Genomic DNA, 10935 nt, shown 5'->3' with positions numbered 1-10935 from the left:
CCTTTGTATGAAAAAAGAGCGCTCAGGCGCTCTTTTTTTTTTGCTATTTTTGCCGCTTACTCACTTAAGCAATATGCGTGTGCTATTGTAATCATAACTATTCTTATTTACACTTTGCGCGTAATTTGAACGGGAGTGCTTATGTACGTTTGTTTGTGTAATGGTGTAAGTGATAAAAAAATTCGGCAGGCAGTGCGCCAGTTTCATCCACAATCTTTCCAGCAGCTTCGCAAGTTTGTGCCAGTGGGAAACCAATGTGGCAAATGCATTCGCGCAGCAAGAGAAATCATGCAAGAAGAGCTATTGCAGATCCCAGAATTTAAAGAGATTGCCTAAGACGGTCACTTTTTTTTGACTTACTCCGTGCTACATCTACGCTTCATGTAGTGGAAGCGGAGGGAGTAAAAAATGAAAGGTGATACTAAGATAATAAATTATCTCAATAAATTATTGGGAAACGAGCTTGTCGCGATAAATCAGTATTTTCTCCATGCGAGAATGTTCAAAAACTGGGGCCTGATGCGCCTCAACGAAGTTGAGTACCACGAATCCATTGATGAAATGAAACATGCCGATAAGTACATCGAGCGTATTTTATTTCTCGAAGGCATTCCAAACCTACAAGATTTAGGCAAGCTCCATATTGGTGAAGATGTCGAAGAAATGCTTCAATCTGACCTTAAATTAGAAATGGAAGGTGCCAAAGATTTGCGTGAAGCCATTGCTTACGCAGATACCATTCATGACTATGTCAGTCGAGATATGCTGATCCAAATTCTTGCAGAGGAAGAGCACCATATCGACTGGTTGGAAACTGAATTAGATCTCATCTCTAAAATTGGTTTGCAGAATTATATTCAGTCGCAAATCAAAGAAGGAAATTGAGTTCTTTAAACAGCGGGAAGGAGGAATATATCCATCCTGCTGAACCACCCGCTATCACAAGGTATGGGCCAAAGGGTAGCGGAGTGGTAGTCAGTGAAATTCTCTTCTTTCTTAATAACTTTGATATTAAGACCGCAAACAGGCCCATTGATGAGGCTGTGAACAAAATCCACCCCAAACTCTGCCATCCATGCCATGCTCCTAAGGCAGCCAAAAGCTTCATATCTCCGTAGCCGATGCCCGCGCACTTTCGCCAGTAAAAATAAATCCAGTACAACCCCCACAAACTGAGATACCCGCAAATGGCGCCAAGCACTGATGCTGCTAAATTCTCGGGTATAAAACACAGCTGATACAGTAACCCAGACCATAACAAGGAGTAAGTCAGATTATCCGGGAGCAACATGCATCGATAATCTATCCAGGCTAGCCGTAGTAAAAGCCCAATATAGAGTGCGAAAAAGGGAAGTTCGAATAGGGTAGGGGATGTAGACATAGTCATTGATGACTCTGCAGTGAGATGATTTTCAACACTAAATTAATATACATGTGAAAACAAAATGAAGATTATTCAGGCGCGAGCAGCCCTCCAGGGAAGATTCTATGGCTAGTCAATTTTGCATCTCGAGTTGAAGGTGTGCCGTATCCTTGCATAAAAGATTGTTTAATTCGTATCCATGGCTTGATTAAGGGGCAGATTTACGTATAATGCGCGGGCCTGTCTTAATCGACGGCTGGCTCAATACGAGCCTGGCAGTGAAGCTACTGTCGACAATGTTCCCAATTGGGGAACTATGTATGAACGATTACACTCCCCCATCAATCGTAATGGGTGTGAGTAGTGATTTTTTTCGTCTATAAAATAATTGGAGCTATGGTCTCATGCAGAGCCAAAGAATCCGTATCCGTCTTAAAGCGTTTGATCATCGTCTGATTGATCAATCAACTGCGGAAATCGTCGAGACTGCTAAGCGCACTGGTGCGCAAGTACGTGGTCCGATCCCGCTGCCGACCCGCAAAGAGCGCTTTACCGTTCTGATCTCTCCGCACGTCAACAAAGACGCGCGTGATCAGTACGAAATTCGCACTCACAAGCGTCTGGTTGACATCGTTGAGCCAACTGAGAAAACCGTTGATGCTCTGATGCGTCTGGATCTGGCTGCTGGTGTTGACGTGCAGATCAGCCTGGGTTAATCAGGTCATTGACGATTGAGAGGTTGAAACAATGATTGGTTTAGTCGGTAAAAAATTGGGTATGACCCGTATCTTCACTGAAGACGGCGTTTCTATCCCAGTAACCGTGATCGAAGTAGAAGCAAACCGTGTTACTCAGGTCAAAGACCTGGCTAACGATGGCTACCGTGCTGTTCAAGTTACCACTGGCGCTAAAAAAGCTAGCCGTGTAACTAAGCCGGAAGCTGGTCACTTCGCTAAAGCTGGCGTAGAAGCTGGCCGTGGCCTTTGGGAATTCCGTCTTGCAGAAGGCGAAGAGTTCACTGTAGGTCAAGACGTTAGCGTTGAGCTGTTTGCTGAAGTTAAAAAAGTTGACGTAACTGGCACCTCTAAAGGTAAAGGTTTCGCAGGTACCGTTAAGCGCTGGAACTTCCGTACCCAGGACGCTACACACGGTAACTCCTTGTCTCACCGCGTTCCGGGTTCTATCGGTCAGAACCAGACTCCGGGCAAAGTGTTCAAAGGCAAGAAAATGGCAGGCCAACTGGGCAACGAACGTGTAACTGTTCAGAGCCTGGATGTAGTACGCGTTGACGCTGAGCGCAACCTGCTGCTGGTTAAGGGTGCAGTTCCGGGTGCAACCGGTAGCGACCTTATTGTTAAACCAGCTGTGAAGGCGTGAGGAGATAGCAATGGAATTAGTATTGAAAGACGCGCAAAGCGCGCTGACTGTTTCCGAAACTACCTTCGGTCGTGATTTTAACGAAGCGCTGGTACACCAGGTTGTTGTTGCTTATGCAGCTGGTGCCCGTCAAGGTACTCGTGCTCAGAAGACTCGTGCTGAAGTAACTGGTTCCGGCAAAAAGCCGTGGCGCCAGAAAGGTACCGGCCGTGCGCGTTCAGGTTCTATCAAGAGCCCGATCTGGCGTTCCGGTGGCGTAACCTTCGCTGCTCGCCCGCAGGACCACAGTCAAAAAGTTAACAAAAAGATGTACCGCGGAGCGCTGAAAAGCATTCTGTCCGAACTGGTACGTCAGGATCGTCTGATCGTTGTCGAACAGTTCTCTGTTGAAGCGCCTAAAACTAAGCTGCTTGCTCAGAAACTGAAAGACATGGCCCTGGAAGATGTGCTGATCGTAACTGGCGAACTGGATGAGAATCTGTTCCTGGCTGCGCGTAACCTGCATAAGGTTGACGTGCGCGACGCAGCAACAATCGATCCAGTTAGCCTGATCGCCTTCGACAAAGTCGTTATGACTGCTGATGCAGTTAAGCAAGTTGAGGAGATGCTGGCATGATCCGTGAAGAACGTCTGCTGAAAGTACTGCGCGCGCCGCACGTATCTGAAAAAGCATCTATGGCGATGGAAAAAACTAATACCATCGTTCTCAAAGTTGCAAAAGACGCGACCAAAGCAGAGATCGTTGCTGCTGTTGAGAAACTGTTCGAAGTTGAAGTTAAAGGCGTTAATACCTTGCTTGTTAAAGGTAAAACTAAGCGTCATGGACAGCGTATCGGTCGTCGTAGCGACTGGAAAAAAGCTTACGTCACCCTGAAGGAAGGCCAGAATCTGGACTTCGTCGGCGGCGCTGAGTAAGTCGGAGGAGAAAAACAATGGCAGTTGTTAAATGTAAACCGACATCTCCGGGTCGTCGCCACGTAGTTAAAGTGGTCAACCCTGAGCTGCATAAGGGCAAACCATTTGCTCCGCTGGTTGAAAAAAACAGCAAATCCGGTGGCCGCAACAACAATGGTCGTATCACTACTCGTCACATCGGTGGTGGTCACAAGCAGGCTTATCGTATTGTTGACTTTAAACGCAACAAAGATGGTATCCCGGCAGTTGTTGAACGTCTTGAGTACGATCCGAACCGTTCTGCGAATATCGCACTGGTTCTGTACAAAGATGGCGAACGCCGTTACATCCTGGCCCCTAAAGGCCTGAAAGCTGGCGACCAGATTCAATCTGGCGTTGATGCTGCAATCAAAGCAGGTAACACCCTGCCGATGCGCAATATCCCGGTTGGTTCTACCGTTCATAACGTAGAAATGAAACCAGGTAAAGGCGGTCAGCTTGCACGTTCTGCTGGTACCTATGTGCAGATCGTTGCACGTGATGGTGCTTACGTTACCCTGCGTCTGCGTTCTGGTGAAATGCGTAAAGTCGAAGCTGACTGCCGTGCAACCATGGGCGAAGTCGGTAACTCTGAGCATATGCTCCGCGTTCTGGGTAAAGCAGGTGCTGCACGCTGGCGTGGTGTTCGTCCTACCGTTCGCGGTACTGCGATGAACCCAGTCGACCACCCACATGGTGGTGGTGAAGGTCGTAACTTTGGTAAGCACCCGGTAACTCCGTGGGGCGTTCAGACCAAAGGTAAGAAGACCCGCAGCAACAAGCGTACTGATAAATTCATCGTACGTCGCCGTAGCAAATAATTTTAGAGGATAAGCCATGCCACGTTCTCTCAAGAAAGGTCCTTTTATTGACCTGCACTTGCTGAAGAAGGTAGAGAAAGCGGTGGAAAGCGGTGACAAGAAGCCCCTGCGCACTTGGTCCCGTCGTTCAACGATCTTTCCTAACATGATCGGTTTGACCATCGCTGTCCATAATGGTCGTCAGCATGTTCCGGTATTTGTTTCCGACGAAATGGTCGGTCACAAACTGGGTGAATTTGCACCGACACGTACTTATCGCGGCCATGCTGCTGATAAAAAAGCCAAGAAGAAATAAGTAGGAGGAAGAGATGGAAACTTTAGCTCAACATCGCCACGCTCGTTCTTCTGCTCAAAAGGTTCGCCTTGTTGCAGACCTTATTCGCGGTAAGAAAGTGTCGCAGGCACTGGAAATTTTGACCTTCACCAACAAGAAAGCTGCGGTATTGGTCAAGAAAGTTCTGGAATCTGCCATTGCTAACGCTGAACACAACGATGGCGCTGACATTGACGATCTGAAAGTCGCGAAAATCTTCGTAGACGCAGGCCCAAGCATGAAGCGCATTATGCCGCGTGCAAAAGGTCGTGCAGATCGCATCCTGAAGCGCACCAGCCACATTACTGTGGTTGTGTCCGATCGCTGAGACTCTGGAGACTAGCAATGGGTCAGAAAGTACATCCTAATGGTATTCGCCTGGGTATTGTAAAACCTTGGAACTCTACTTGGTTTGCGAACACCAAAGAATTCGCTGACAACCTGGACAGCGATTTTAAAGTTCGTCAGTACCTGACAAAGGAACTGGCGAAGGCGTCTGTATCTCGTATCGTTATCGAGCGTCCAGCTAAGAGCATCCGTGTGACTATTCACACTGCTCGCCCTGGCATCGTAATCGGTAAGAAAGGCGAAGACGTAGAAAAACTGCGCAAGGTCGTAGCGGATATCGCTGGCGTTCCTGCACAGATCAATATCGCCGAAGTTCGTAAGCCTGAACTGGACGCAAAATTGGTTGCTGATAGCATCACTTCACAGCTGGAACGTCGTGTTATGTTCCGTCGTGCTATGAAGCGTGCTGTACAGAATGCCATGCGTCTGGGCGCTAAAGGTATCAAAGTTGAAGTTAGCGGCCGTCTGGGCGGCGCCGAGATCGCACGTACCGAATGGTACCGTGAAGGTCGCGTGCCGTTGCACACTCTGCGTGCTGACATTGACTACAACACCTCTGAAGCGCACACCACTTATGGTGTAATTGGCGTTAAAGTGTGGATCTTTAAAGGTGAGATCCTGGGTGGGATGGCTGCTGTTGAACAACCGGAAAAACCGGCTGCTCAACCTAAAAAGCAGCAGCGTAAAGGCCGTAAGTAAGGAGAGTCGCTGTGTTACAACCAAAGCGTACAAAATTCCGTAAAGTGCACAAAGGCCGCAACCGTGGTCTGGCTGCTGGTACGGATGTTAGCTTCGGCACTTTCGGTCTGAAAGCTGTTGGCCGTGGTCGTCTGACTGCACGTCAGATCGAAGCAGCACGTCGTGCAATGACCCGTGCAGTTAAGCGTCAGGGTAAGATCTGGATCCGTGTATTCCCGGACAAACCGATCACCGAAAAGCCGCTTGAAGTGCGTATGGGTAAAGGTAAAGGCAACGTAGAGTATTGGGTTGCCTTGATTCAGCCTGGCAAAGTCCTGTATGAAATGGACGGCGTACCAGAAGAGCTGGCCCGTGAAGCATTCAAGCTGGCAGCAGCGAAACTGCCGATTAAAACCACCTTTGTAACTAAGACGGTGATGTAATGAAAGCAAAAGAGCTGCGTGAAAAGAGTGTTGAAGAGCTGAACACCGAGCTGCTGAATTTGCTGCGTGAGCAGTTCAATCTGCGTATGCAAGCAGCAAGTGGCCAGCTGCAACAGACTCACCTGCTGAAGCAAGTGCGTCGTGATGTTGCACGTGTTAAGACTTTATTGACTCAGAAGGCGGGTGCGTAATGACCGATAAAATCCGTACTCTGCAAGGTCGCGTTGTTAGTGACAAAATGGAGAAATCCATTGTTGTTGCTATCGAACGTGTGGTGAAACACCCGATTTACGGTAAATTCATCAAACGTACGACCAAACTGCACGTACATGACGAGAACAATGAATGTGGTATCGGTGACGTGGTTGAAATCCGCGAATGCCGTCCACTGTCTAAGACTAAGTCTTGGACGCTTGTTCGCGTTGTAGATAAAGCTGTTCTGTAATACAGTGAGCTTTGTCTAACGAATAAACGGCTCAGTAAATGAGCCGTTTATTTTTTCTACCCATATTCAGGAACCGGTGTTATAATGCCGCGCCCTCGTTTATGGGGCTTTTTAACGACCTAATTATGGGTCCCGAAGTAGTAGTTGACATTAGCGGAGCACTGAAATGATCCAAGAACAGACTATGCTGACCGTAGCCGACAACTCCGGCGCGCGTCGCGTAATGTGTATCAAGGTTCTGGGTGGCTCGCACCGTCGCTACGCAGGCGTCGGCGACATCATCAAAATTACCATCAAGGAAGCAATTCCTCGTGGTAAGGTGAAGAAAGGCGATGTCCTGAAAGCGGTAGTGGTGCGCACCAGGAAGGGTGTTCGTCGCCCGGACGGTTCTGTCATTCGCTTCGATGGTAATGCATGCGTTATTTTAAACAATAACAGCGAGCAACCAATCGGCACGCGTATTTTTGGGCCGGTAACTCGTGAACTGCGTAATGAGAAGTTCATGAAAATTATCTCTCTGGCACCAGAAGTACTCTAAGGAGCGAATCATGGCAGCTAAAATCCGTCGTGATGACGAAGTTATCGTGTTAACCGGTAAAGATAAAGGTAAGCGCGGTAAAGTTAAGAATGTCTTGTCTTCCGGCAAGCTTATTGTTGAAGGTATTAACCTGGTTAAGAAACATCAGAAGCCGGTTCCGGCCCTGAACCAACCAGGTGGCATCGTTGAAAAAGAAGCTGCTATTCAAGTTTCTAACGTTGCACTCTTCAATGCGGCAACCGGCAAGGCTGACCGTGTAGGCTTTAGATTCGAAGAGGGCAAAAAAGTCCGTTTCTTCAAATCTAATAGCGAAACTATCAAGTAATTTGGAGTAGTACGATGGCGAAACTGCATGATTACTACAAAGACGAAGTAGTTACAAAACTCATGAGTGAGTTTAACTACAATTCTGTCATGCAAGTCCCTCGGGTCGAGAAGATCACCCTGAACATGGGTGTGGGTGAAGCGATCGCTGACAAGAAACTGCTGGATAATGCAGCAGCTGACTTGACAGCAATCTCCGGTCAAAAACCGTTGATCACCAAAGCACGCAAATCAGTTGCAGGCTTCAAAATCCGTCAGGGCTATCCGATCGGCTGTAAAGTAACTCTGCGTGGCGAACGCATGTGGGAGTTTCTTGAGCGCCTGATCACCATTGCTGTACCACGTATCCGTGACTTCCGTGGCTTGTCCGCTAAGTCATTCGATGGCCGTGGTAACTACAGCATGGGTGTCCGTGAGCAGATCATCTTCCCAGAAATCGACTATGACAAAGTCGATCGCGTTCGTGGTTTGGATATTACCATTACCACTACTGCGAAATCTGATGATGAAGGCCGTGCTCTGCTGGCAGCCTTTAACTTCCCATTCCGTAAGTAAGGTAGGGTTACTAATGGCTAAGCAATCGATGAAAGCACGCGAAGTCGTTCGCGTGAAACTGGCCGACAAATACCGCGCTAAACGCGAGGAATTGAAAGCTATCATCTCTGGTGTGAACTCATCCGACGAAGAACGTTGGGATGCTGTTCTTAAGCTGCAGTCTCTGCCGCGTGATTCCAGCCCGTCCCGTCAGCGTAACCGCTGCCGCCAAACTGGTCGTCCGCATGGTTATGTGGGCAAATTCGGGTTGAGCCGTATCAAGCTTCGTGAAGCCGCTATGCGCGGTGAAGTACCTGGCTTGAAGAAGGCTAGCTGGTAATATCCAATTGAATCACGGGAGTAAAGACAGATGAGCATGCAAGATCCGATCGCGGATATGCTGACCCGTATCCGTAACGGTCAAGCCGCGAATAAAGTTGCGGTCACCATGCCTTCCTCCAAGCTGAAATTGGCAATTGCCAACGTGCTGAAAGAAGAAGGCTATATTGAAGATTTTAAAATCGAAGGCGACATCAAGCCTGAACTGGAACTGACTCTTAAGTATTTCCAGGGCAAGGCTGTGGTAGAGAGCATTCAGCGAGTCAGCCGCCCAGGTCTGCGCATCTATAAGAAAAAAGATGAGCTGCCTAAAGTTATGGCCGGTATGGGTATTGCTGTCGTTTCTACCTCGAAAGGTGTTATGACTGATCGTGCAGCGCGCCAAGCTGGTCTTGGTGGCGAAATTATCTGCTACGTAGCCTAATTGGAGGAATAAAATGTCTCGTGTTGCTAAAGCACCGGTCGTTATTCCTGCTGGCGTAGAGGTAAAACTCAACGGTCAGGTTATTTCGATCAAAGGTAAGAACGGCGAGCTGACTCGTACAATCAACGATGCTGTTGAAGTTAAACACGCTGATAATGCACTGACTTTCGCTCCGCGCGAAGGTTTTGCTAACGCGTGGGCCCAAGCGGGTACCACTCGTGCGCTGTTAAATGCAATGGTTATCGGTGTTACCGAAGGCTTCACTAAGAAGCTGCAGCTGGTTGGTGTAGGTTATCGTGCAGCAGTTAAAGGCAATGCGGTGAGTTTGGCCCTAGGCTTCTCTCATCCTGTTGAACATGCTCTGCCAGCGGGAATCACTGCTGAATGTCCAACTCAAACTGAAATCGTGCTGAAAGGTGCTGATAAGCAGATGATTGGACAAGTGGCTGCTGATCTTCGCGCCTACCGTCGTCCTGAGCCTTATAAAGGCAAGGGTGTTCGTTACGCCGACGAAGTCGTGCGTACCAAAGAGGCTAAGAAGAAGTAAGGTAACACTATGGATAAGAAATCTGCTCGTATCCGTCGTGCGACCCGCGCACGTCACAAGCTCAAAGAACTGGGTGCGACTCGTCTGGTGATTCACCGCACGCCTCGTCATATTTATGCACAGGTTATCGCACCAAACGGTTCAGAAGTCCTGGTAGCTGCATCTACTGTAGAGAAAGCTATCGCTGAGCAACTGAAGTACACTGGAAATAAAGACGCCGCTACAGCTGTGGGTAAAGCTGTTGCAGAGCGCGCACTGGAAAAAGGTATTACGAAAGTATCCTTTGACCGTGCTGGTTTCCAATATCATGGTCGTGTCCAGGCACTGGCAGATGCTGCCCGTGATGCTGGCCTTCAGTTCTAAGGTAGAGGTGTAAGATGGCTCACATCGAAAAACAAGCTGGCGAACTGCAGGAAAAGCTGATCGCGGTAAATCGCGTATCTAAAACCGTAAAAGGTGGTCGTATTTTCTCCTTCACTGCTCTGACAGTGGTTGGCGATGGTAACGGTCGCATTGGTTTTGGTTACGGAAAAGCGCGTGAAGTTCCAGCAGCTATCCAGAAAGCGATGGAAAAAGCCCGTCGCAACATGATTAACGTCGCGCTGAATCACGGCACCCTGCAGCACCCTGTTAAAGGTGTGCACACAGGATCTCGTGTGTTCATGCAGCCGGCTTCCCAGGGTACCGGTATTATTGCCGGCGGTGCAATGCGCGCCGTTCTGGAAGTCGCTGGAGTTCATAACGTTTTGGCTAAAGCATATGGTTCCACCAACCCGATTAACGTGGTTCGTGCAACTATTGATGGCCTGGCGAATATGAAATCTCCGGAAATGGTCGCTGCCAAGCGTGGTAAATCCGTTGAAGAAATTCTGGGGTAATTGACCATGGCAAAGACTATTAAAATTACACAAACCCGCAGTGCGATCGGTCGTTTGCCGAAACACAAGGCAACGCTGCTTGGCCTGGGTCTGCGTCGTATTGGCCACACCGTAGAGCGCGAGGATACTCCTGCTGTACGTGGTATGGTCAACGCGGTTTCCTACATGGTTAAAGTTGAGGAGTAAGAGATGCGTTTAAATACTCTGTCTCCGGCCGAAGGGTCTAAGCACGCTTCCAAGCGTCTGGGTCGTGGTATCGGTTCTGGTCTCGGCAAAACCGGCGGTCGTGGTCACAAAGGTCAGAACTCTCGTTCTGGCGGTGGCGTACGTCGTGGGTTCGAAGGTGGCCAGATGCCGTTGTACCGTCGTCTGCCGAAATTCGGTTTCACCTCTCGCAAAGCAATGATCACTGGTGAGATTCGTCTTTCCGATCTGGCGAAAGTTGAAGGCGACGTAGTTGACCTGAACACGCTGAAAGCAGCAAACATTATCGGTATCCAGATTGAGTTCGCGAAAGTGATTCTGTCTGGCGAGGTTTCTCGTCCGGTAACTGTTCGCGGCCTGCGTGTCACTAAAGGCGCTCGTGCTGCTATCGAAGCTGCTGGCGGTAAAATCGAGGAATAAGTAGCA

24 protein-coding genes are annotated in these 10935 nt (G+C 48.7%); 23 read left to right on the top strand and 1 reads right to left on the bottom strand.

The genetic code is table 11. The annotated features are described in order from the left end of the window. Positions 1-141 precede the first annotated feature (141 nt). Entirely contained in the window at positions 142-336 is a 195-nt protein-coding gene (gene bfd / locus M977_RS09240; RefSeq protein WP_034461786.1) for a bacterioferritin-associated ferredoxin, read from the top strand. Positions 337-408: 72 nt separating this feature from the next. Beyond that, positions 409-885 (top strand): bacterioferritin, encoded by a 477-nt coding sequence (gene bfr, locus M977_RS09235; protein WP_064514255.1) that lies wholly within the window; start codon positions 409-411, stop codon positions 883-885. Here the strand turns inward: bfr and M977_RS09230 are convergent. Further along, a complete protein-coding gene (locus M977_RS09230) occupies positions 869-1381 on the bottom strand; it encodes a prepilin peptidase (protein ID WP_074392012.1) in 513 nt (170 codons plus the stop codon). The two genes, bfr and M977_RS09230, sit on opposite strands and share 17 nt — an antisense overlap. A gap of 386 nt (positions 1382-1767) precedes the next feature. Here M977_RS09230 and rpsJ point away from each other — a divergent pair, with 386 nt between their 5' ends. The 21 genes from rpsJ to rplO all read left to right on the top strand — a co-directional run bounded on the left by rpsJ (position 1768) and on the right by rplO (position 10929). Then, a complete protein-coding gene (rpsJ, locus tag M977_RS09225) occupies positions 1768-2079 on the top strand; it encodes a 30S ribosomal protein S10 (protein ID WP_034461784.1) in 312 nt (103 codons plus the stop codon). Between the two features lie 31 nt (positions 2080-2110). Continuing rightward, positions 2111-2740, top strand: coding sequence for a 50S ribosomal protein L3 (gene rplC / locus M977_RS09220; protein WP_064514251.1), 630 nt, complete (start codon positions 2111-2113; stop codon positions 2738-2740). A 10-nt stretch (positions 2741-2750) separates the two neighbouring features. Further along, complete coding sequence (gene rplD, locus M977_RS09215) at positions 2751-3356, top strand: 50S ribosomal protein L4 (RefSeq protein WP_034461782.1); 606 nt, start codon at positions 2751-2753, stop codon at positions 3354-3356. Beyond that, positions 3353-3655, top strand: a complete 303-nt coding sequence (gene rplW, locus M977_RS09210) for a 50S ribosomal protein L23 (RefSeq protein WP_034461781.1) — start codon at positions 3353-3355, stop codon at positions 3653-3655. Before rplD ends, rplW begins: the two co-directional genes overlap by 4 nt. A 17-nt stretch (positions 3656-3672) precedes the next feature. Then, positions 3673-4494, top strand: coding sequence for a 50S ribosomal protein L2 (gene rplB / locus M977_RS09205; RefSeq protein ID WP_034461780.1), 822 nt, complete (start codon positions 3673-3675; stop codon positions 4492-4494). A 16-nt stretch (positions 4495-4510) separates the two neighbouring features. Next, positions 4511-4789 (top strand): 30S ribosomal protein S19, encoded by a 279-nt coding sequence (gene rpsS / locus M977_RS09200; RefSeq protein WP_001138115.1) that lies wholly within the window; start codon positions 4511-4513, stop codon positions 4787-4789. Positions 4790-4802: 13 nt separating this feature from the next. Further along, positions 4803-5135: a 50S ribosomal protein L22 gene (rplV, locus tag M977_RS09195; RefSeq protein ID WP_034461779.1), complete on the top strand. Its 333-nt coding sequence runs from the start codon at positions 4803-4805 to the stop codon at positions 5133-5135. Between the two features lie 17 nt (positions 5136-5152). Next, on the top strand, positions 5153-5854 hold the full coding sequence (gene rpsC / locus M977_RS09190) for a 30S ribosomal protein S3 (protein ID WP_000529945.1): 702 nt from the start codon (positions 5153-5155) through the stop codon (positions 5852-5854). An 11-nt stretch (positions 5855-5865) separates the two neighbouring features. Further along, a complete protein-coding gene (gene rplP, locus M977_RS09185; protein WP_008927134.1) occupies positions 5866-6276 on the top strand; it encodes a 50S ribosomal protein L16 in 411 nt (136 codons plus the stop codon). Further along, positions 6276-6467, top strand: coding sequence for a 50S ribosomal protein L29 (gene rpmC, locus M977_RS09180; RefSeq protein ID WP_008457158.1), 192 nt, complete (start codon positions 6276-6278; stop codon positions 6465-6467). The genes rplP and rpmC overlap by 1 nt, the downstream gene beginning before the upstream one ends. Then, complete coding sequence (gene rpsQ, locus M977_RS09175; protein WP_034461775.1) at positions 6467-6721, top strand: 30S ribosomal protein S17; 255 nt, start codon at positions 6467-6469, stop codon at positions 6719-6721. Before rpmC ends, rpsQ begins: the two co-directional genes overlap by 1 nt. Positions 6722-6887: 166 nt before the next feature. Then, positions 6888-7259 (top strand): 50S ribosomal protein L14, encoded by a 372-nt coding sequence (gene rplN, locus M977_RS09170; protein ID WP_002438705.1) that lies wholly within the window; start codon positions 6888-6890, stop codon positions 7257-7259. Between the two features lie 10 nt (positions 7260-7269). Then, entirely contained in the window at positions 7270-7584 is a 315-nt protein-coding gene (gene rplX, locus M977_RS09165) for a 50S ribosomal protein L24 (RefSeq protein ID WP_034461774.1), read from the top strand. A gap of 14 nt (positions 7585-7598) precedes the next feature. After that, complete coding sequence (gene rplE / locus M977_RS09160) at positions 7599-8138, top strand: 50S ribosomal protein L5 (RefSeq protein ID WP_064514249.1); 540 nt, start codon at positions 7599-7601, stop codon at positions 8136-8138. Between the two features lie 13 nt (positions 8139-8151). Next, positions 8152-8457 carry a 30S ribosomal protein S14 gene (gene rpsN / locus M977_RS09155; RefSeq protein ID WP_034461771.1) on the top strand — a complete coding sequence of 102 codons (306 nt, stop codon included), beginning with the start codon at positions 8152-8154 and terminating at the stop codon, positions 8455-8457. Positions 8458-8487: 30 nt separating this feature from the next. After that, positions 8488-8880 (top strand): 30S ribosomal protein S8, encoded by a 393-nt coding sequence (gene rpsH, locus M977_RS09150; protein WP_034461770.1) that lies wholly within the window; start codon positions 8488-8490, stop codon positions 8878-8880. Between the two features lie 13 nt (positions 8881-8893). Beyond that, complete coding sequence (gene rplF / locus M977_RS09145) at positions 8894-9427, top strand: 50S ribosomal protein L6 (RefSeq protein ID WP_034461769.1); 534 nt, start codon at positions 8894-8896, stop codon at positions 9425-9427. 9 nt (positions 9428-9436) lie between these two features. Next, positions 9437-9790, top strand: coding sequence for a 50S ribosomal protein L18 (rplR, locus tag M977_RS09140; RefSeq protein WP_034461768.1), 354 nt, complete (start codon positions 9437-9439; stop codon positions 9788-9790). Between the two features lie 14 nt (positions 9791-9804). After that, complete coding sequence (gene rpsE / locus M977_RS09135; RefSeq protein ID WP_034461766.1) at positions 9805-10305, top strand: 30S ribosomal protein S5; 501 nt, start codon at positions 9805-9807, stop codon at positions 10303-10305. Positions 10306-10311: 6 nt separating this feature from the next. Then, the gene (gene rpmD / locus M977_RS09130) at positions 10312-10491 is read left to right on the top strand and encodes a 50S ribosomal protein L30 (protein ID WP_004846568.1); all 180 of its coding nucleotides are present in this window, start codon (positions 10312-10314) and stop codon (positions 10489-10491) included. A gap of 3 nt (positions 10492-10494) precedes the next feature. After that, positions 10495-10929, top strand: coding sequence for a 50S ribosomal protein L15 (gene rplO, locus M977_RS09125; protein WP_034461765.1), 435 nt, complete (start codon positions 10495-10497; stop codon positions 10927-10929). Positions 10930-10935: the final 6 nt, after the last annotated feature.

Source organism: Buttiauxella gaviniae ATCC 51604 (genome assembly GCF_001654835.1).
Lineage (GTDB): Bacteria > Pseudomonadota > Gammaproteobacteria > Enterobacterales > Enterobacteriaceae > Buttiauxella > Buttiauxella gaviniae.
The sequence above is the reverse complement of the archived record's forward strand: the minus strand, read 5'-3'. Positions and strand labels throughout refer to the sequence as shown.